This window comes from Streptococcus sp. NSSLK0004, assembly GCF_059039125.1.
The window spans coordinates 440,951-461,152 of record NZ_CM180142.1 but is presented as its reverse complement, the minus strand read 5'-3'; the positions used below and the strand labels follow the sequence as shown (position 1 = coordinate 461,152).

General features: G+C 40.1%; 27 protein-coding genes. 3 read left to right on the top strand and 24 right to left on the bottom strand.

The window, feature by feature from the left end; all coding sequences use genetic code 11:
• Nucleotides 1-49 precede the first annotated feature (49 nt).
• The 4 genes from AC4CS8_RS02525 to AC4CS8_RS02510 all read right to left on the bottom strand — a co-directional run bounded on the left by AC4CS8_RS02525 (nt 50) and on the right by AC4CS8_RS02510 (nt 3,829).
• The gene (locus tag AC4CS8_RS02525; protein WP_493893403.1) at nt 50-1,072 is read right to left on the bottom strand and encodes an IS30 family transposase; all 1,023 of its coding nucleotides are present in this window, start codon (nt 1,070-1,072) and stop codon (nt 50-52) included.
• Between the two features lie 187 nt (nt 1,073-1,259).
• Nucleotides 1,260-1,802 carry a ribosome hibernation-promoting factor, HPF/YfiA family gene (gene hpf / locus AC4CS8_RS02520; protein ID WP_493893402.1) on the bottom strand — a complete coding sequence of 181 codons (543 nt, stop codon included), beginning with the start codon at nt 1,800-1,802 and terminating at the stop codon, nt 1,260-1,262.
• Nucleotides 1,803-1,878: 76 nt separating this feature from the next.
• The gene (locus tag AC4CS8_RS02515) at nt 1,879-2,544 is read right to left on the bottom strand and encodes a ComFC family protein (RefSeq protein WP_493893401.1); all 666 of its coding nucleotides are present in this window, start codon (nt 2,542-2,544) and stop codon (nt 1,879-1,881) included.
• Entirely contained in the window at nt 2,537-3,829 is a 1,293-nt protein-coding gene (locus AC4CS8_RS02510) for an ATP-dependent helicase ComFA (RefSeq protein ID WP_493893400.1), read from the bottom strand. Before AC4CS8_RS02510 ends, AC4CS8_RS02515 begins: the two co-directional genes overlap by 8 nt.
• 56 nt (nt 3,830-3,885) lie before the next feature.
• Between AC4CS8_RS02510 and AC4CS8_RS02505 the strand changes: the two genes are divergently transcribed.
• Entirely contained in the window at nt 3,886-4,518 is a 633-nt protein-coding gene (locus tag AC4CS8_RS02505) for a YigZ family protein (protein WP_493893399.1), read from the top strand.
• A gap of 88 nt (nt 4,519-4,606) precedes the next feature.
• Nucleotides 4,607-5,533, top strand: a complete 927-nt coding sequence (cysK, locus tag AC4CS8_RS02500) for a cysteine synthase A (RefSeq protein ID WP_493893398.1) — start codon at nt 4,607-4,609, stop codon at nt 5,531-5,533.
• Nucleotides 5,534-5,569: 36 nt separating this feature from the next.
• On the opposite strand, the gene AC4CS8_RS02495 is transcribed toward cysK, so the two are convergent.
• From AC4CS8_RS02495 to AC4CS8_RS02400, 20 genes are all read right to left on the bottom strand, one after another.
• Nucleotides 5,570-5,923, bottom strand: a complete 354-nt coding sequence (locus AC4CS8_RS02495) for a S1 RNA-binding domain-containing protein (RefSeq protein ID WP_493893397.1) — start codon at nt 5,921-5,923, stop codon at nt 5,570-5,572.
• A 1-nt stretch (nt 5,924) separates the two neighbouring features.
• Nucleotides 5,925-7,331 carry a bifunctional Cof-type HAD-IIB family hydrolase/peptidylprolyl isomerase gene (locus AC4CS8_RS02490; RefSeq protein WP_493893396.1) on the bottom strand — a complete coding sequence of 469 codons (1,407 nt, stop codon included), beginning with the start codon at nt 7,329-7,331 and terminating at the stop codon, nt 5,925-5,927.
• A gap of 47 nt (nt 7,332-7,378) precedes the next feature.
• Entirely contained in the window at nt 7,379-8,020 is a 642-nt protein-coding gene (locus AC4CS8_RS02485; RefSeq protein ID WP_493893395.1) for a response regulator transcription factor, read from the bottom strand.
• Nucleotides 7,989-9,008, bottom strand: coding sequence for a sensor histidine kinase (locus tag AC4CS8_RS02480; protein ID WP_493893862.1), 1,020 nt, complete (start codon nt 9,006-9,008; stop codon nt 7,989-7,991). The genes AC4CS8_RS02485 and AC4CS8_RS02480 overlap by 32 nt, the downstream gene beginning before the upstream one ends.
• Nucleotides 9,008-9,703 (bottom strand): cell wall-active antibiotics response protein LiaF, encoded by a 696-nt coding sequence (liaF, locus tag AC4CS8_RS02475; RefSeq protein ID WP_493893394.1) that lies wholly within the window; start codon nt 9,701-9,703, stop codon nt 9,008-9,010. Before liaF ends, AC4CS8_RS02480 begins: the two co-directional genes overlap by 1 nt.
• Before the next feature lie 211 nt (nt 9,704-9,914).
• Entirely contained in the window at nt 9,915-10,964 is a 1,050-nt protein-coding gene (locus AC4CS8_RS02470) for a SepM family pheromone-processing serine protease (RefSeq protein WP_493893393.1), read from the bottom strand.
• Complete coding sequence (gene coaD / locus AC4CS8_RS02465; RefSeq protein WP_493893392.1) at nt 10,948-11,439, bottom strand: pantetheine-phosphate adenylyltransferase; 492 nt, start codon at nt 11,437-11,439, stop codon at nt 10,948-10,950. Before coaD ends, AC4CS8_RS02470 begins: the two co-directional genes overlap by 17 nt.
• Complete coding sequence (gene rsmD / locus AC4CS8_RS02460; protein ID WP_493893391.1) at nt 11,429-11,968, bottom strand: 16S rRNA (guanine(966)-N(2))-methyltransferase RsmD; 540 nt, start codon at nt 11,966-11,968, stop codon at nt 11,429-11,431. The genes coaD and rsmD overlap by 11 nt, the downstream gene beginning before the upstream one ends.
• Nucleotides 11,969-12,084: 116 nt before the next feature.
• A complete protein-coding gene (locus AC4CS8_RS02455) occupies nt 12,085-12,471 on the bottom strand; it encodes a rhodanese-like domain-containing protein (RefSeq protein ID WP_493893390.1) in 387 nt (128 codons plus the stop codon).
• Nucleotides 12,472-12,473: 2 nt separating this feature from the next.
• On the bottom strand, nt 12,474-12,689 hold the full coding sequence (locus AC4CS8_RS02450) for a YqgQ family protein (RefSeq protein ID WP_493893389.1): 216 nt from the start codon (nt 12,687-12,689) through the stop codon (nt 12,474-12,476).
• Nucleotides 12,690-12,750: 61 nt separating this feature from the next.
• Nucleotides 12,751-13,350 carry a response regulator gene (locus AC4CS8_RS02445; protein WP_493893388.1) on the bottom strand — a complete coding sequence of 200 codons (600 nt, stop codon included), beginning with the start codon at nt 13,348-13,350 and terminating at the stop codon, nt 12,751-12,753.
• The gene (locus tag AC4CS8_RS02440; RefSeq protein WP_493893387.1) at nt 13,347-14,441 is read right to left on the bottom strand and encodes a sensor histidine kinase; all 1,095 of its coding nucleotides are present in this window, start codon (nt 14,439-14,441) and stop codon (nt 13,347-13,349) included. The genes AC4CS8_RS02445 and AC4CS8_RS02440 overlap by 4 nt, the downstream gene beginning before the upstream one ends.
• An 8-nt stretch (nt 14,442-14,449) precedes the next feature.
• Nucleotides 14,450-15,181: an ABC transporter permease gene (locus AC4CS8_RS02435; RefSeq protein WP_493893386.1), complete on the bottom strand. Its 732-nt coding sequence runs from the start codon at nt 15,179-15,181 to the stop codon at nt 14,450-14,452.
• Nucleotides 15,178-16,056: an ABC transporter ATP-binding protein gene (locus AC4CS8_RS02430; RefSeq protein ID WP_493893385.1), complete on the bottom strand. Its 879-nt coding sequence runs from the start codon at nt 16,054-16,056 to the stop codon at nt 15,178-15,180. Before AC4CS8_RS02430 ends, AC4CS8_RS02435 begins: the two co-directional genes overlap by 4 nt.
• Complete coding sequence (locus AC4CS8_RS02425; RefSeq protein WP_493893384.1) at nt 16,053-16,235, bottom strand: hypothetical protein; 183 nt, start codon at nt 16,233-16,235, stop codon at nt 16,053-16,055. Before AC4CS8_RS02425 ends, AC4CS8_RS02430 begins: the two co-directional genes overlap by 4 nt.
• A gap of 162 nt (nt 16,236-16,397) precedes the next feature.
• On the bottom strand, nt 16,398-17,246 hold the full coding sequence (locus AC4CS8_RS02420) for an ATP-grasp domain-containing protein (RefSeq protein ID WP_493893383.1): 849 nt from the start codon (nt 17,244-17,246) through the stop codon (nt 16,398-16,400).
• 4 nt (nt 17,247-17,250) lie between these two features.
• On the bottom strand, nt 17,251-17,880 hold the full coding sequence (locus AC4CS8_RS02415; RefSeq protein ID WP_493893382.1) for an SIMPL domain-containing protein: 630 nt from the start codon (nt 17,878-17,880) through the stop codon (nt 17,251-17,253).
• Between the two features lie 11 nt (nt 17,881-17,891).
• Nucleotides 17,892-18,641: an ATP-grasp domain-containing protein gene (locus AC4CS8_RS02410; protein ID WP_493893381.1), complete on the bottom strand. Its 750-nt coding sequence runs from the start codon at nt 18,639-18,641 to the stop codon at nt 17,892-17,894.
• Nucleotides 18,642-18,702: 61 nt separating this feature from the next.
• Entirely contained in the window at nt 18,703-18,885 is a 183-nt protein-coding gene (locus AC4CS8_RS02405) for a CopG family transcriptional regulator (RefSeq protein ID WP_172053916.1), read from the bottom strand.
• Between the two features lie 195 nt (nt 18,886-19,080).
• Entirely contained in the window at nt 19,081-19,599 is a 519-nt protein-coding gene (locus AC4CS8_RS02400) for a Dps family protein (RefSeq protein WP_493893380.1), read from the bottom strand.
• Between the two features lie 149 nt (nt 19,600-19,748).
• Between AC4CS8_RS02400 and AC4CS8_RS02395 the strand changes: the two genes are divergently transcribed.
• Nucleotides 19,749-20,168, top strand: coding sequence for a low molecular weight protein-tyrosine-phosphatase (locus AC4CS8_RS02395; protein WP_493893379.1), 420 nt, complete (start codon nt 19,749-19,751; stop codon nt 20,166-20,168).
• Nucleotides 20,169-20,202 lie beyond the last annotated feature (34 nt).

Here is a 20,202-nt window from a genome sequence, read left to right as displayed (position 1 = left end):
GTTGTCAAGTCAAGTGCAACAAGTTTACTGATAACTAAAGTTCCGGTGATTAGGCTGTTTGGGCTAGCCTAAACAGAAATTTCGCACTTTTGTAATTGTGAATACGCCTAGGTCGCTCATTTATTGATGTGAGATACTGATTTAGTTCGTTAGTTGATAAGGAATTAAGCGACATTCCTTTAGGAAGAAATTCTCTGAGAAGACCGTTAAAATTTTCGTTTGTGCCTCTTTCGTGTGATGAGTAAGGGTGAACAAAATAAATCTCAACCTTCTCTAAATCGGATAAGAGGCTAAACTCGGAACCATTATCAGCTGTAATGGAAATGATCGGATACTCAATAAGTAAATTATTAACAGCACTATTTATTGTTTCCGCCTGTTTATCTGCCAGTTTTACACCGACCGCATAGCGTGTTTGGCGTTCTACTAAAGTCATCACGACAGACTCACCTCTGGTTTTCTTACCAAGAACTAAATCAATCTCCCAATGTCCAAATTCAGAACGGTCATTAATGCTTTCAGGACGTTCCTCAATAGACTTACCAAGTGTTTTCTTGTTGGTTTTAGTGCTTTGTTTAGACCGTCTTCGGATACTGACCATCTTAGGTAAGTCAATTGGCTTAACAACTAATAGTCCCTCTTTGATATAGCGATAGACTGTTTTAGTTGAGAGAATAAGCTCCTCAGGATGTGCTGTTTTATAAGTTTGAACAAAGCTGTCTACGCTATGTAGCCGAACTCTTGTTTTCAATGCTTCTTCCAATTGTTCAATGAAACTCTCAGAACAGTAATCCAACTTACGGTAAGTGCAGTTTTGGCGCCTAGTTTCATAGGCTCTTTGCCCGCTATCAGCGAAATAGGCCTTGTAATAGACTCGCTTCCCATTCTTTTCTTGCACCTGATCTACAGTACCACGTTTCATTTCGCGGCAAATAGTTGAACGATGACGACCTAGAAGACGAGCAATCTCAGCCGGCTTTTTCCCCATTTTAAGATAGGCAGAAATTTCGCCGCGTTCTGAGGCTGAAAGGTGTGAATAAGACCGTTTTTTGGTAGAATTAGAGTTGGACATGTTTATCTGCTTTCTATACTGAGTTGGGGAATTCTAGTATATCAGACGAACATGTCTTTTTTGTTGCACTTCATTTTACAACGCGAGAAGAAATAATTTCTTCCAATTGAAAGCTTAAAAAATCTACTATATTTAATAGCTGATTGTCAAGTAAAATAGAAGCCTCCTTTTTCAGGAGACTCTTATTTTATTGTCTAACTTCTAACAATCCAAGATCGCCATCTTCTCGTTTATAGATGACATTTGTTGTTGCATCCTTCGCATCTGTGTAGATAAAGAAATCATGCCCTAGCAATTCTAATTGTAGAATTGCTTCTTCAATATCCATTGGTTTTAAATCAACCTGCTTAGTACGAACAATTTTTACTTCTTCATCTGCTTGATCGGCAAGGTCATCTCGGAAAATTTGACCAGTCGGAAGTTTTTGTCGATTTTTTTTCTCGATTTTAGTTTTATTCCGGCGAATTTGACGCTCAATCTTATCGACAACTAAATCAATCGAACCATACATATCTTGCGAAACATCTTCTGCACGAAGAGTGATTGAACCAACTGGAATTGTCACTTCAACCTTTGAACGTTTGTCTCGATAGACTTTAAGGTTAACTTTTGCACTCAATTCTTGATCAGCATGGAAGTACTTCTCGATTTTAGCCACTTTTTCTTCTACATAACTACGAAGTGCTTCTGTAACTTCCAAATTTTCTCCACGAATACTGAATTTAATCATAGGATATACCTCTTTCTAGGCTTTCGCCTTTCTTCACTTTCATTATACCACTAAAAAATATTTTTGCAAGCGTTTGCTAACGCGCAATTGAAAAACTTTTGACTGTTTTCGCTCCATTTTTCATAAGAATTTCCTTAGCTAACTGAATTGTGACGCCAGTTGTATAGATATCATCTACCAGTAAAATATTTTCTGGTAGCGGTGTTTCCGCTATAAGATAGAATGGCTGCCTGATTTTCAATCGTTCTGTTCTGCTTTTAGCCGATTGTTTATCAACATCTTCTTTCCCTAATAGGCTACGGTAGGGAAGGCCAGCCTCATCTAATAGGGCTGTAACTTGATTAAAGCCTCTTTCTTCTAAACGCCTCTGACCAAGTGGTATGGGAACAATGGTGTAACCTTCCCATTGTTTAAAATAAAGTATAAGCTCTTTAGCAAAAACTTTTCTTAATAAATAATCACCTTGAAATTTGTAGCGACTGAAATAGTTTGCCATTTCATCATTGTATTTAAACAAGGCTATGTGAGAAACTGTTTTGCCTTGTTTTTGCCAATACTGACAATCTTGGCAGATTGTTGACTCTCCGCTTTTAGAACAACACGGACAGTGTTGCTCTGCTATTTCCTCAAAAGTCGAAAAGCAATCGCTACAAACTCCCGACTGTGCTTTACTAAAGAAGATAAGATTCGAAAATCTCGTCTTTATTTTCATGGCTTGGTCGCAAAGTAGACAGTTAGACATAGCCAGCCTCCTTGTTCATTTGTTTGATTTCTGCAATGGCTTTTTCAATCGAGCGAGTAGAACCCTCATGGAAAAATTGAAGGAGGCCTGTTGGACGATCCATGCTCCTGCCGACACGTCCAGCAATCTGTACCAAACTAGATGAGCTATAGAGATAATGATTGGCTTGGACAACTATGACATCTACACCTGGAAAGGTCACCCCACGTTCGAGGATGGTTGTCGAAATCAAGATACTGATTTCTTTGTTACGAAATCCTTCTACTATTTCAAGCCGATTGTCAGTCTGACTTGAAACAAAGCCAATTACTTCTCTTGGAAATTCTTTTTTCATTATTGTTGCAAATTCTTGACCTTTTGAAATTTCTGGTACAAAAAGGAGTAAAGGAAAGCCTGACTTTCGTTGTTCTTGAATAGCCTTTGCTAATTTTGGTTGGAGTTTATTCTTCTTTAAATAGCTATCAAATTTCGAAAACCAAATCTTTTGAGGTACAACCAGAGGATTTCCATGAAATCGTCTGGGCAAGCTAAGGCGTTCTAATTTACCTGTCTTGACCTTTTTCTCCAGTTCATCTGTTGAAGTTGCCGTCAAAAAGACTTGGACACCATCTGTTTTTACTGCATTGTCGACTGCTCGATAGAGCATGGGATTATCTGCATAGGGGAAGGCATCCACTTCATCAATCAAGACCAGATCAAAAGCCTGATAAAATTTTAGTAACTGATGGGTAGTGGCTACTACAAGCGGTGTACGAAAATAAGGCTCTGATTCTCCATGTAACAAGCTGATAGGAAGAGTAAAGTCATTTTGCAAACGTTTATAGAGTTCGATACAGACATCAATCCGAGGACTAGCTAGGCAGACTGCCCCACCCTTATCGATGACTGAAGCAAGGGTATGATAGATCATCTCCGTTTTTCCTGCTCCTGTCACTGCATGAACTAGGGTAGCTTTTCTTTTTTCAACATTTGCACGAAGACCATCTGAAATTCTTTGCTGCCAATCGGTTAATTGTCCTTTCCATTTTAGACAAGAATTTTGGGGAAAGGCTTTTTGTGGAAAATAATAAAGCTGTTCATCCGACCGTACTCTTCCCAAAAGGATGCAGTTCCTACAATAGTAAGTTGCATTTGGTAATTTATTTTCTTCCTCGAAAGGTGTTCCACAGCGGAAACATACCTTATTTTCTGTTAGACTTGAGATGTTGACTGCCTTTTCTCGTTCACTAGCAGTTAATTGGTATTTGGTAAAGAGTCTTCCATAGTAATTTTCTAGTTCTTTCATCACTTATTTATTCGGAATTTCTTGTCAGTTTTGAAAAAAATTAGTACAATTTGGATATGAAAGAATTTAAGACAATCAAAGAAGACGGTGTAATTGAAGAAGAAATCAAAAAATCACGTTTTATCTGTTTTATGAAACGAGTGACTAGCGAGGTGGAAGCTCGCGACTTTATCAACAAGATAAAAAAAGAACATTACAAGGCTACCCATAACTGCTCTGCTTTTGTCCTTGGAGAAAATATGGAAATCAAGCGTTCCTCTGATGACGGCGAGCCATCTGGGACTGCTGGCGTTCCAATGTTGACTGTTTTGGAAAATCATGAACTGACAAATGTCGCGACAGTTGTTACTCGGTATTTTGGTGGTATAAAACTGGGGGCTGGTGGACTAATCCGTGCTTATGCAGGAGCTGTTGCCAATGCGGTTAAGGAAATTGGAATTGTAGAAGTAAAGGAGCAAGAGGGCATTTCTATCAGCATGTCTTATACCCAATATCAAGAGTTTGCCAATTGGAGAGCAGAGCAAGGCTTAGATGAATTCGATACTCAATTTACAACCGATGTCGAAACCATGATTTTTGTTGATAAAGAATTTCTTGACCAGACACTTGCTAGTCTGACAGATTTTTACCATGGAAAAATCTCAGCAAAGAAAACAGATTCTCGAATCGTTGAAGTTCCTGTCCATTAAAAAAGACTATCACCTGATAGTTTTTTTATATTATACTTTTTTCTCTTTCTACTATATAATGTAAAATAACATTATTTGGAGGTGCCATATGGCTATTTATCAAAGTATTACTGAATTAGTTGGAAAAACACCAATTATCAAGCTCAACAATATCGTTCCAGAAGGTGCGGCAGAAGTCTATGTAAAACTAGAAGCCTTTAACCCTGGATCTTCTGTTAAAGACCGTATCGCCTTGGCTATGATTGAAGATGCTGAAAAAGCTGGCATTATTAAACCTGGAGATACCATCGTTGAGCCAACAAGTGGTAACACCGGTATCGGACTTGCTTGGGTCGGTGCCGCAAAAGGGTATAAGGTGATTATCGTTATGCCTGAAACCATGAGCGTCGAGCGTCGTAAGATTATCCAAGCTTACGGTGCTGAACTTGTCTTGACTCCTGGTAGCGAAGGGATGAAAGGTGCTATCGCTAAGGCACAAGAAATTGCTAAAGAGAAAAATGGCTGGGTGCCATTCCAGTTTGCTAATCCTTCTAATCCAAAAGTTCATGAAGATACAACAGGACAGGAAATTTTGGAAGACTTTGGAGCAACTGGTCTAGATGCCTTTGTATCTGGTGTGGGTACTGGGGGTACCGTTTCTGGCGTTTCACACGTTTTGAAAGCTGCCAACCCTAACATTGCTATCTATGCCGTAGAAGCTGATGAATCAGCTGTCCTATCTGGTGAGGCACCTGGTCCACACAAAATCCAAGGAATTTCAGCCGGTTTTATCCCTGATACACTGGATACAACTGCCTATGACGGCATTATCCGCGTCAAATCAGATGATGCATTGGCTACTGGTCGTGCTATCGGTGGACAAGAAGGTTTCTTAGTCGGAATTTCTTCTGGTGCAGCAATTCACGCTGCCATAGAAGTCGCAAAAGAATTGGGCGTCGGTAAAAAAGTACTAGCCATCTTGCCTGATAACGGAGAGCGTTATCTATCTACTGCCCTATATGATTTCGAAGTGTAAATAACAAAAAAGGAAGTCTTCAAATACTTCCTTTTGTTATTTACTCAAATATTCTTTAGCTTCCTTGGTCCACTGGGGAAGCTTTTTTGCTAGGGGAGCGAAGCCGATTTTGTGCCGTTCATTAGTAAAGCGGTGATGACGAGGAATTTTTTGTTTTTCTTCCTCTAACGTACGCAGAGATAGACTAGATTTTCCTGTATATTCGTCCAAATCAACAACTTGAACTAAGATTTCCTGTCCAATCTTAACTATCTCAAAAATATTGTCTACATAACCTGTCTTAATTTCTGAGATATGAATTAGTCCGCTACTGCCATCTTCTAATTCAACAAAGGCTCCATACGGTTGAATACCTGTTACCTTTCCTTTTATTTTATCACCAATTTTCATCTTAATCTTCATCCTTGATTTCGATGGTTTCGATGACAACATCTTCTACTGGTTTGTCCATAACCCCTGTTTCAACACTTGCAATAGCATCGAGTACTGTATACGATTCATTATCTAGTAATTGACCAAATACTGTATGACGGTTATCTAAGTGTGGTGTTCCTCCATTTTCCGCATATAGCTCTGCTATTTCAGAAGGCCATCCACCGCGCTCTAATTCTTTTTTAGAGTATGGGAGACTTGTATTTTGTACAATGAAAAATTGACTACCATTAGTATTTGGTCCAGCATTAGCCATAGACAGGGCACCTCTTATATTAAAGGCTTCCATCGAAAATTCGTCTTCAAATGCTGCTCCATATATAGATTCACCCCCCATACCTGTTCCAGTGGGGTCCCCTCCTTGAATCATAAAATCTTTAATAATACGGTGGAAAATAACTCCATCATAGTAACCATCTTTCGCTAATGCGATGAAGTTTGCAACTGTTTTGGGAGCAATCTCTGGAAATAGCTTAATTTTCATCGTTCCATGATTTGTTTTAACATAAGCAACCGGTCCTTCAGCTGTTTCAATTTCGACTTGCGGATAATACTTCTCTTTTTCTACCATTCCTAATTTCTCCAAGGCATCAAAGATGCCATCTTCTTCTACTTTTTTTGTGATGTAATCAGCCTTAGCTGCTAAATCTGGATGGGAATTCCCCATAGCGATACTAATACCTGCGTAATCAAATACTTCTAGGTCATTGAGCCCGTCCCCAAATACCATAACATTTTCTGGCTTCAGACCTAAATGTTCTACAACAGCTGCAACACCTGCTGCTTTTGAAGCTTCTTGTAAAATGATATCTGATGAAATAGCTTCCCAACGTACACTACGCATGTGTTCTTTTAAGTCGGCAGGTAATTCGACTTCTTGTCCCTCTTGCTCAAAGGTCCATATTTGATAAATATCATTATCTTGATAGAAGTCTGGGTCAGTTTCTAAATTATCATAAATTGGATCAATTGTGTGGCTAATACGATCATCACGGTAAGAAAGCACTGCTTTGTGGCTCCCCATCAAACCATAGTCTATACCGATATTTTTTGTCCAATCAATTACCTGTTTCACCATATCTGTGGGAATCATTTCCTGACGAATAACTTTACCTTTTGCATCTTCAACATAAGAACCGTTAATCATAGCAAAAAAATCAGGTTGTAGCGCCATTATCTCAGGCACAATCCCATAGATAGCCCGTCCTGAGGCAATACCTGTCATAATCCCTTTTTTTCTCAAGGAGGCAAAGACTTGTTTGATAGATTCTGGCATATAACCAGTATCTTTTAAACGCAAGGTATCGTCTATGTCAAAAAAGACAATTTTTATTTTTTTAGCCTTATACTTTAATTTTACATCCATTTTTTGTCATTCCCCACTTCATTACTTAGATAAATTTCATTATACCATTATTCCTCATCTTGTTCCACCAAGCCATGTTGGAAAGCATAGACAACCGCCTGCGTACGATCACTGACAGCTAACTTAGAGAGTATATTTGAAACATGAGTTTTGACGGTCTTTAGAGAAATAAACGACTCATCTGCAATGCGTTGATTATCATACCCTTTGGCTAAAAGTAATAGTATCTCATGTTCTCTAGCCGTCAAATCTTCATGCAGTGCTGGATGCTTGCGATGGTTTTCAACTTTCTTTTCCACCTCAGTTTCGATAGCTAACTGGCCCCCATACACCTTACGAATCGCTCGAAGAATTTCCTCAGCACTTGAGGTTTTGAGCATATATCCACGCGCCCCTGCATCTAGAACCGGATAAATTTTTTCATTATCTAAGTAAGAAGTCAGTATCAAAATTTTTGCGTCTGACCATTGTTCTAAGATCGCCAATGTCGCTTCTACACCAGTCATATTAGGCATAACCAAGTCCATAACAATAATGTCTGGTCGGATTTGGAGAGCTCTCTCAACCCCTTCTTGACCGTCTTTTGCCTCTGATACAACCTCTATGTCTGACTGCAAATTTAAAAAACTTTTTAATCCTAAACGCACCATTTCATGGTCATCGACTAGCATTACTCGTATCTTGTTCATCTGTCTTTCCTTTCAAAAGTGGAATACGAATATCAATAGATACTCCTTTTCCTTTGGCACTACGAATTTTGATGGTCCCCGCCATATCCTCTACGCGTTCTTGAATATTTTGTAATCCATAACTGATTGCTCGATCATCTGACAAGACAAAACCAACACCATCATCTGTCATTTTTAGCTGAAGCTCCGATTCAGATTGAATTAAATAAATATCTAGATGTTTAGCCTTAGCGTGCCGAAGTGTATTACTGATAATTTCTTGAGCAATCCTAAAGAGGTGGTCCTCGATAGATTTAGGAAGCTCCCTAACTTCGTGAATAAACTGCACCTGCACAGAGCTCTTATCACTGACTTCTTTGAGTATGTACTCAAATCCTTCTACCAAAGTTTTACTATCTAATTCACTCGGTCTCAAATGTAGGAGTAATATTCTCAAATCTCGCTGAGCAGTCTCAATCATTTCTTTAACAACAATGAGCTGGTCAGACACCGTCTCAGAAGGTATTTGCTTTAGATTGCTAGCTAGACCCGATAAAATCATAGAAGTCGCAAAGAGCTCTTGACTAACTGTGTCATGTAAATCACGAGCAATTCGTTTTCTCTCTCCTTCTACAATTTCCTCTTGTTTGACCAAATCCTGATTGTCAATCAATTGAACTTGTCTAGTTAAACTACGAACTTTATCTGACAAGTCCAATAAAAGTTGGTCTTCCTCAGCTTGGCTACGTAGAGTTTTATTTTGCAAAATCATCCTAATTTTTTGTCGCATAACCTGAGTTGATACCACACTCACCGATTGAACCAAAATAGATAAAAACAAGGTCAGTAGTATTACCAGCAACAAAAGAGTAAACAACAACTGCTCTGTTGAAATCCAAAGACTGACATCTAATAAAGAATGATTAAGGAGAGGAAATACTGCTGCTAGAACAACGAGAACTATCAGCAATGCATACCAAAACAGAAGAAAAAAGCCACTTTTCCTCATCATACTCTCACCACCTCCACATCACCATAGAGGCTATTCACTACTACCTTAACCCTCTTATGCGACTCTTGATAACCTGGACTAGCCACTGCTAAACGTTCATTACGCAAATCCCAACGTGATAAACCTAAGAAACCGACTTGACCATAAAGAGTTGTTGCCGACAGCGAAATTTCTACATCAATCGGTAAAATAATCTTTGTCCGACCAAAGGTCTTGCGAATGATAACAACATTATCACGACCAACCAAAACTGTTTCATCCAAGTCGACTACATCATTACCAAATAGACGAATAATATTGATATCTTCAAATCCATAATGATCTTGAGAATGTTCTTGGTTCCCCCACCATTGGTTTTTTTGACGGAGTGGCTCCATTGATTCGTCATCTAATAAGATGTGCGTATATTGATTCCGTTTTTCGTTACGAGAGAAAAAGTTAATCAAAATATATACGATTAAAAAGAGAATTCCTAAAATAAAATAAGGATTAAGAGCAAAAACCAAGAAAAAGAGAAGAAAAGCGCTAGATAGTAAGGAACTGTTAAACTTCCTCCCTGTCACATACCAAGTTGTTACAAGTAAGACAGCAAAAATCAATATGACTCGAGATGTTTCACTAGCCACTACATCAAAAAGCGCTAGAGTAAATACAATGCTCTCTAGAAGTAAAAAAAGTTGAACTTTTCTCATAGATAGAATCCTTTCTCCTCTATTGTAACAGATTTTTTCAACTTTTCCTCCTCCTGAAGTAGGAAAGGAAAGAGGTTTTTACATAGCTGAATGCGTTATAATGGAGACAGTACCATTATCCAAAAAAGAACAAGGTCGGATCTGAAATTCAGAAAACCATCCTTGTTCGACTTTTACTTCAAATTATACAACCATCCACAATCACAAAGTATTATTTTCGTGTTTTTTCCAAATAATCAATTGCTTCTTGGACAGTTGTGACAGGGACAACTGTGATATCTAGATTTTCAGATTCCACCGCTTCCATAGCTTCTTCGTAGTTTGTTTTTGTATCTGGTTTTTCTTTTAAGACTTCTTCATCTACAGGATTATTTGGAACAAAGAAAATTTCTGCCCCAGCTTGAGCTGCTGAAATAACTTTCTTGTCTGCTCCTCCAATATCTCCGACCGAACCATCCTGTTCAATCGTTCCAGTTCCTGCAATTATCCGACCATCCCGTAAATCTGGATCAGCTAATTGTGTATAGATTGCCAGAGTAAACATGAGTCCAGCACTTGGACCTCCAATTCCAGCCGTATGGAATGTAATCTCCTGATCCGTCTTCACTTGAGTGTGATCCACTAGGCTGATTCCGATACCATTCTTTCCGTTTTCTAATTTGATAATGGTTCCGTCTGCCTCATATTCCTGTCCATTACTAATATAACCAACGGTTACGTCACTCCCTAAATCTAAACTACCAACATAGGCTATCAAATCAGCAGAATTTTCAAAGGTCTTTCCATTTATGCTAACCACTGTATCTGCGATATTGAGAATTCCTTGAAAGCTAGAATCTTCAGCAAGTCCCATTACATAGACACCAAAAAATTCTAACTCCGCGTTTTTACCTGCCAGAGTCAATCCTTGGTACTTCGCCATATTTTGGGAAGTTTCCATATAATACTGGCTAATCCGGTAGTATTCTTCGCTTGTTGCTCCTCCGGTCATTTCCTCCTCGGTATAAATATCAATATGAGGATTAAAATAAGCGGCGAAGAGCTGAACAGCTGTTGCTTGTGACACATTTATATAGACAAAATTATAAGAACCGTCCTCCTGATCTACCTCACCATTCACTGACAAGACTGTCCGGATGTCATCTGCTCCTCCGGGTTTCTCTAGATAATAAGGTAGCGGAAAAAGCAAAGCAAACCAGAGTAATAGGCAGGCTCCAACAATGGATAGAATTAGAATAATTTTTTTAGTGTGTTTCTTCATGTTTTTTTATCTCCTCATAAACTAGGGTGGGCACATAGGGTCCAATATCCTGTTTGAAATACAGTAACTCTCGCACTTGACTGGACGATACAAACTTGAGTTCTGGTTTAGCAATCAGGTAGATCGTCTCCAAATCTGATGCTAGATTGCGATTGTAAAAATCAAAACTAGATTCGTATTCCAAATCGATCGCATTACGCAGTCCACGAACCAAGTGAGTCACTCCGTAACGCTTGGCAACATCAACTACCAGTTCATTTTCAGATAGAATAACCTTGATATTCTCCTTGCTCGCAAAGAGTTTTTCCAGGATTGCCTTTCGTTCTAGTCCTGTCAGCAAACCTTTTTTTTCGGGATTGGTAAAAACTCCGACATACAAGGTGTCAAAGAGTCCACTCGCGCGCTTAATCAAATCCATATGACCATTGGTAATGGGATCAAAAGACCCTGTAAACAATCCAATCTTATCTAACATACACTGTTACCTTACTAATTCCGTAAACTTTTTCCTTCCAAATTCCCAGCTCTGCTATTTCCTCTGGAAGAGAAACTGTCTTATCCGTCTCACAGACCACCATCACATCTTGGGACAATAGCTGACGCTGACACAGCTCAGTAATATCTGCCACAATGTCCTCTGCTGCATAAGGAGGATCCAAAAAGACCAATTCAAAAGATCCGCTCAAACTAGTCAGAGCCTGCTTGGCTTCCATAGCTAGAAGTTGAAACTTGCTCTCTTCCTTTGTCATCTTGATATTATCGCGGATAACAGCTTGTGCTCTCCGATCTCGCTCGACCAGAACTGCCGAATCCATCCCGCGAGAAATAGCCTCGATGGACAGACCGCCACTTCCTGCGTAAAGATCCAAAACTCGACCACCGTCAAAATAAGGACCAATCATGTTAAACATGGCACCACGCACCTTGTCCGATGTGGGTCTGGTGGTCTTTCCTTCTAAGGTTTTTAAGGGCCTACCGCCATAGTTTCCTGACACAATTCTCATAAAGACTATTATAGCAAAATTTTATACAGTTGACGAGAATCACCCAGAAAAGCTCAATATGAGAATGGAAAAAGCCCAGGGAACTCAGTCCCTGTGGCTTCGATAGCATTATGATTTTATCTAGCTGTTTTCACTTTCCCGTTCCAACCATTCAGACCATAGCTAAGGATGTAAATTTCATTAAATCCTTGTTTCTTCAAATAAAGGGCTGCTGGTGTCACCAATTGACCACGGTCATTTTCATAAATCAAGACAGGTTTGTCCTTACGAAGAGCGGCTGTAGATTGTTTCAATTGTTGATAGGGAATATTCCTTGCACCAAAGATATGCTTTCTGCTGAACTCACTCGGATCACGTAAATCAACCAACTGACCTCCATGAATTTTTTCAGCAAATTCCGCATTATCAATAACAGTCGCCGCACGGCGTAATCTCCAATAATTAAAGCCCATCCAGCCACCTAAAATAGCGACAAATACGAGTATGGTCCATACTGTTTCCATTATCATTTCTCCTTACTTCTCTGATACTCTAACTCCAAACGATGTTCCCGGCGCAAAACCAGTTCGGCTTCCATATATTCTAGCCTATCTAGGACACCTGCCTGATAGACTCGATTAAGCTCGATCTGCATCATTTCAATGTCATAGAGGCGATTGCCCATGTAAACAATTATTCCGAATCGTTTCAGCAACTGTTGCACATCATATAGTCGTTTCATAGAAAAATTTTAGCAAAATATCAGGAGATTTTCAAGGGGAGGGTCAAATTTCTCACTTAGTTTACAGCCAGCCCTTTTCCTGTGCCACCTTAACAGCAGCAGTGCGGTTTTCAGCACCCAGCTTGGACAGGATAGAGGTCATGTAGTTTCGGATCGTTCCGTCAGACAGGAAGAGTTGGCTAGCAATTTCCTTGTTGGACAAGCCGTCAGCAACCAGCTTGAGCAGCTGATGTTCTTGGGCTGTCAAGGGACTGCGTTGAGTCAAAAGAATGTCCATTAACTCTGGTGAGTACTCCTTTCGCCCAGCCAAGACCGTTTCAATGGTCCGCATGAGGTCCGAAATCGACCGTTCTTTCAGCACATAAGCATCCACATCTGCCTTGACTGCTCGTTCAAAATAACCCGGTCGCTTAAAAGTGGTCATGATGACAACCTTGACAGGCAAGGATTTCTCACGCACCCATTCCAAGACATCTAGACCAGTCTTTTCAGGCATTTCAATGTCTAAAAGAAGGACATCTATCCGCTCTTTTTCCAGTAGAGAAATGGCCTGACTGCCATTTTCTGCCTGTAAAACAGCCTCAACCGTATCTTGAAAACCCAAGAGTTGACAGAGGGCGTCTCGCAGCATAGCTTGGTCTTCTGCGACTAAGATTCTCATTCTACCACCTCCTCAAACGGAATCCGAATGGACAGGCGGGTGGGCTTGACCAGAGAAAGAAATTCCAAACTTCCTTGAACAGTCACTAGCCTGTCTTTTATGGTATGCAATTCCTGCCCTGTCAACTGGGCAAAGCCCACACCGTTATCTTCGTAGTGCAAAACCAATTCTTTCTGGTCTTTTTCAAAAACCAAACGGCACTTGCTAGCCTGGCTATGCTTGAGCAGGTTATTGCCCAACTCTCTCAGCACCATAGCCAGCTTGTTCTGGACGGGCAAGCTGAGCTGCTCTGCTATTTCTCCGCCCAAAACGACCAAATCCACTCCTGCCAAGTCCAACATCTGCTGCAAAATCTGGAGTTCCTCTGCCACGGTGTGCTGCTTGAGGGACTGGACAATCTGGCGGACCTCCTGCATGGAGTCCTTGGCTAAGGTCTGTAGCTCTAGCGCTTCCTTCTTGGCCTGGTCAATCTGGTCGTGGTCCAAGAGAGTCTGTACCAGCTCCGCCTTGACGGATAGCATGGCAAAGACATGACCAAGTGTGTCGTGCAAGTCCTGACCGATACGGTTGCGTTCATTCTCAGCCAGAAGGAGATTGATGGACGCATTCTGCTCCTGTAGGCGTTGCTGAAGGGCTTCCCGCTTGGTCTCAATCCAGCTGAAAATCAGCAAGGCCAAGCCGAAAAAGTGAATGACGAGGGCAAAGGCTCTCATCTCAAAAGGAACTGGACCAAAGAGAGCCCATAGGATAATAGCCAGCAACAAAAGCCCGTAGGACACCGTCCGATAGGTCGGTCGATTCTCTTTATAATACCAGCCCAGCATAGTGGACAGATTAAAGATAAAGAGGGAGAATTGCAGATTGCCCCAAAAACTCATGACGGCGATATAGCCAATCAGGTAAAACCAAGCCAGCAGGGAATAGAGCTTGTGGTCGGTATAAAAGAGGGAGCAATAGACCAGGGCAAAGAGAATGGTCGCTAGGACAACTGCCGTCGGATTAGGACTATACTGGGCGTAATAAAAGGGAAAATAGAGAAAGACCATGCCCACGAAGAACATGAGTGGTACCTTTCTTTTTTCAAATATCATCTGTCACCTCACTGCTTCTCGGATTTTCTATTCAGAACTAGAGCAATTCCTAAGAAAATTATCGCATAGCCTAGGACAATTAGCAAGGATTTCCAGAGAAAATCTCCCTCTTGGGCATAGGTGGTCACCAGCTGGTTGACATGGTAGCTGGGCATGAGTTTACAAATCCGCTGCACCCAGTCTGGAAAGAGTGAAACAGGCATCCAAGAGCCACCCATGATAGCAAGGACAAAATAGAGTAGATTGGCCACCACCGACATGGTTTGTTCCGACTGAATTTGCACCAAAAGCAAGCCAATAGCTAGAAATACGATAGAGGTTACTAAAAGTAAGAGAGCCGAAATTACCCATTCCTGTGCTGTCAACTCAACTCCCTTGACCAAGCCTCCAACCGCAAAGACAATGGCGATGGAAGACACAAAGCAGAGAAAGACCCGTACAATTTTAGATAGATAATATTTCCAGATTGGAAGTGGAGAATGTTGTAGGAAGGTCAACCAGCTATTATTTCTATCCTCTGCCAGCATCATGGGAAAAGTAAAGAGAGCAAAGCCTGACATGGAAAATCCTGTCATGGTTAACATATAAGACTGAATAAAGGCCTTTTGCAAGTTCTCATCACCTAAGTCAACCGTCGAAGAAAAAATCAGGAAAAAGATAACTGGCATCCCGATAGACAGGAGAAAAACTCCCAAACTCCTAGATAATTTTAACGCCTCTACTTGAACCAATGCTTTCATGATTCTTCCTCCCTTGTCTTGTCAAATAGGCTATTAAGCAGGGTTTTGTTCTGAACCTCTAGGTCTGAAATCCGACAACCTGCCTCCTGCAAGCTAGCCCAAACCTGCTCAATGGCTCGGGTCTTAAAGCTGACCGTGTCCTGTTTGTAGCTAATCTCATTGATTTCAGCCAAGCTCTCCACCACCGCCGCAAAGGCAATCGGCAAAGTCACTTCTTTTTCTTGCTCCTCACTCCGCATGGCAAATGGCGTGGTATCTCTTAGTAACCTCCCCTGGTGCAAGACCAAAATCCGCTCCGCCGTATGCTCCACTTCCTCGATGTAGTGGCTGGTATAAAAAATAGTCACACCCTGAGCCTTAAGTTCATGGACAATCTCCCAAAAACGATGACGGGTCGAAGTATCCATGCCCGCCGTCGGCTCGTCCAAGAAAAGCAACTTGGGCTTGCCAATCAGGCAGATGACGAAAGCCAAGAGCCGCTTCTGACCACCCGATAGCTTACCTGCCAGTTGATTTTTTTGCTCTGGGGAAAAGCAGAGCAGGCTGTCGATTTCCGCATCTGTCAGACTATCCTTGTAGATGGCTTGGAAAAAGCGGAGCAATTCCTTGACCTTCAGGTCTGTCGGGATAGCATTTTCTTGTGGTAAGACTGCCACCTTTTCCTTATTAGACTGAGCCTGTGGAGCCAGACCGTCCAACAAAACCTGGCCTTTCGTCGCTTTCCTATCTCCCAACAAACAAGACATAAGCGTCGTTTTCCCAGCCCCGTTTGGACCGATTAAAGCCACACATTCTCCTGACTTGATTTCAAAGGAAATATTGGACAAAATCGTCCGTCCTTTGATGATTTTTTCTAACTGATTGACTTGAATCATCCTTGCTCTCCTTTCTGACATATCACCGCTCCAACAATCCCAATGACCATACTTGCTGGCAAGGACCAAGCCAAGTAGGTCATTACTTGCAAGCCTTGACCAAACAAAATGCAAGAAGTATAGAGGAGGATAAAGGCAATAACGAAATAAGAACTACCTGTTTGAACAAATGATTTCATAACAATCTCCTTTATTGATTATTGGCTAAGTGAATCTTACACACACAGTATAGCCCTTCCACCAACAACCCTACTAGAAGCCTTTGTCATGACTGAATATGACAAATGTCATAAATAGCAGACGACAAAAAAGAGCCCAATAAATTTGGCTCTTTTTTACGTTTACGATAGGATGGAAGATAGAGTTTTGAAGAATAGAGAGTAATCTTGGTTGAGCGACAAGCCCGAAACCTGACCATCTCCTGTTTCCAACACCTTCCACATCCCGTCCTCTAATTCTGCAACATCAACAGTATAGAATGGGCTCGGAAGATTTCGATACTTTTCGATTAACTCTTTAGGTGGACTGAGGGTTGAGGTAGATTGCTGACTATTCTGACTAATGGATACAACAGAATTTTTACATATAAACACCCTATATTCATTCGTCTTCGAGCCGTAATATTTCAAAGGCAGTATCTCTTTGAGACAGATACCCCCTGTAAATAGATTTCCCCTCAATCGATAGAAGGTAGCTAACAGTTCTTCCAATTCATCCTGATGGATTCCTGAAGAGATTTTGGACGGAATTTGTGCCCCTTTGACAGACTTGACATAGTCTTTGAGCATAAATTCAGTAAAATGCTCCCGAATTTCGATTACATTCGGTCTCTGACCCTCTGGGTAGACCAATATCGAAGCAGTATCTTCCTTGACCAACGGGTACACTTTCGGAAATAAATGAAGTGCCTCATACTCTGTTGGCCGAGTCAGCAAATCCAGCCCTTGTTCTGATAATTGATTAAAGAAATTTCGATAGACTTCTGGTTTCATCATCCAACCTCGATAAATACAAGTTTGAGGGACATCTACTTTCTTGGATAACCTTAATTTCCCCTCTTCAAACCAGGCTAAGTTATCAAATAGTAGAACTTCAAAATATTCTTTAGCCGCTTCATATTCTGCTTGTAATTCCTCATCAACTTGCTTTATCTGGAAAACATCCGAAGGAAATAACATTACTGGTTTCATCTTCTTACTCACAATTCCAGACAATTTCAACTTCTTTACTTAAGCGCTCTTCAGGTTGCGAAAGTTCTGTAAACGAAACCTTCGACCCCGAAGTAAAGCGAGGAGTTTCACATTCCATCCAGTCAATGCTTTCTAAAGCTTCTGAAGAATGCCAGGAATTGTTCTTAACTTCTTCGATTCCTTTGAGCGTTTGATTAGAATACTTGGCAATTGATTCAGCTTTTTTCTTGGAATCCAAGACCGCCTTTTCCAATAGCCTTTCTTCAATTTCCTGAGGATTACTGTGGTAATATCCTACCGTATACTCTGGATAATAATCTGAATCAGCCAATACTTGAACAATTTTATCACACAATTCAAGATTCAACGGTACGGCAATAGAGAACTCTCTTCTGCATACTCCAGCCTCGTCATCCGCATAATTCTGAAAATCAATCTCTTCTTCATGCAAACGGACAACTTTAAGATTTCCAAGCAAGTCTTTCAAATCCGATAACAATTGTTCGGTGTTTTCCCTCAATACAGCAATCGCCCTCTTTGGACTACTTTCAAAACTATTGATAGTAATCCGGATTTTCATTAAATCCATTTGAACATATTCGATTGCTTTTCCTGTAACAATAATTTTTCCCATTTTCGTTTCTCCTATTCATTATTTAAAAGTAAATATTCATGATTCTTAAAATACGGTTGCGTCAATTCACGCCATCGCCTTTCGAAAAAAACTGCTGCTTTCAAAGGATTCAAACCATAATTACCAAGTGCATAACCATCATTGATTTCGACAATGAGTGTCTGTCCATCTTCGGTTACTCCGATATCCATTGCATATGCAGCAGGTGCGTTTTTCCAGCTTACAATAGCTTGATCAATGATTGCACCATCATAATGATAATGATAATCTCCTCTATAAGGACGCACATCTAACACTTGACCATCAAGAACAAAGACACGCCATTCTCTTTTAAAGTCAAGTGCTTGACTTATCCAAATCGGATAATCAAATGGCAAACCGATACCTATTAAATCGCTCGCCGACCGAATCACTCTGCCTGTAAATTTTTTACTACCCACCATCGGCTTTATAAACACTCCCCAATTTTCAGGATGATTGACTATTTCTCCAATTCTCCCTCCTTTAATCCAACGTCCATAAAATGAAGCCAATTCTTGTGGATAATCTAACTCAGAAACCTCTATCCCCATTTTTTCTAGAATCCATCTTGTTTCATAAATATAATCAATTAAAATATCTTCTTTGTAGAGTCGCTTAATTTCAGAAGTATCTTTAAATAAACGCACTTCCTCACCTCTCAGATGATAGCCTACTTGTGCATTAAATTTATTCACCGACGTTTCCTCTAAAAATTTTCCTTCACGTATATATACAACCACTTTCTACCACCATCCATACACTAGTGCAACACTTATCTCATAAATAGATAGGGATGACTCCCTATTTTTGTAAACTCCCCATGATATCATCAAATGTATCAACTGTATTTAATAACAGTTCGACAATTTGCGACTTAGTAAGGCGTAATCCTCTTCGATCCCTAGCATCCTCAATAAGATGTTCCAAATGTTCCAAGTTCTTATCATCCAAACTAATCATAATTCGATTTTTATCTGTTGCCATCCTTACCCATTTCTAATTTCTAATTTCTATTTTCTTATATCTTAACACAAGTGTTGCACTAATGCAAATATTTACATCCTAAAAATTTATAAAGAATTCAAAGATACCATTTCTATTTCTCTCAAAATTTTTTAGAACGTAATTTATCCAAATCATTTGGCGACAAAAAAGAACCCACCTGGGCTCTTCTAATTCTTACAAACCTGGGGCTTGACCTAATTCAGCCTGTAGCATCCAGATATGTTTTTCAATGCTGGCTTTTGCTACGTTGAAAATATCATTCGTTACGCTGTCACCTTCTTCATCACTAATGTCAAATCCTTCTTGGAAGAGGGAGGCTAGATAGCGGAATACCTCTACTACACGCGCCAATTGCTCTTCAATTGTCAAATTATAATCACCTGACACTTCTTTAAGCTGACTATTGTCACTAAACTCTTTGAGAGTAGAAAACGGTGCCCCACCCAAAGTAATCAAACGCTCGCTCATCTCATCCAAATAACCATCGATTTCATCCATATACTCATCCATCTTTGGATGCCAAATCATGAAGCCACGACCACGCATGTACCAATGTACTTGATGGAAAATAGAATGGGCAACTGATAAGTCTGCGACTGCTTGATTGAGAACAGCCTTCGTATCAGCCAATACTGCTGATTGACGTGGACTAAAGGAAGCAATTTCTGCTGGAGATTGATAATATGTATTCATAAACAGACCTACTTTCTTTTATTTATAATCATTATAAACAATTTCTCGAATAAAAACAAGTAAAACTCCTTGGAACAATCCTAATTTTAGAACCTTTTCACACAGGCTTTTTTCTTTTATAAGGTATAATAAAAGAAAAGGAGTTTTCTATGAAAAAAATAGTTTTTGTCTGTTTGGGCAACATTTGCCGTAGTCCCATGGCAGAATTTGTCATGAAAGATTTAACCAATGCCCTTCATATCGAAAGTCGGGCAACATCATCTTGGGAACATGGCAATCCTATCTATCCAGGAACACAGAAGATTTTCAAGCAACATCAAATTCCCTATGATACAAGCAAAACCTCCCAACAAATCTCTCAAAAAGATTTTGAAGAATTTGACGTCATCATTGGTATGGACAGTAATAATGTCCGAGATTTGCGGAAAATGGCTCCTTCCCATACCCAAGATAAAATTTTCCAATTCGCAGAAAAATCCGTCCCAGACCCTTGGTATACCGGCGATTTTGACGAAACATATCGGATGGTCAAACAAGGATGTCAGAATTGGGTTGAAAGATTTTTATAGTATGAAAACTTTATAAAAAATCTGTAAAATGCTA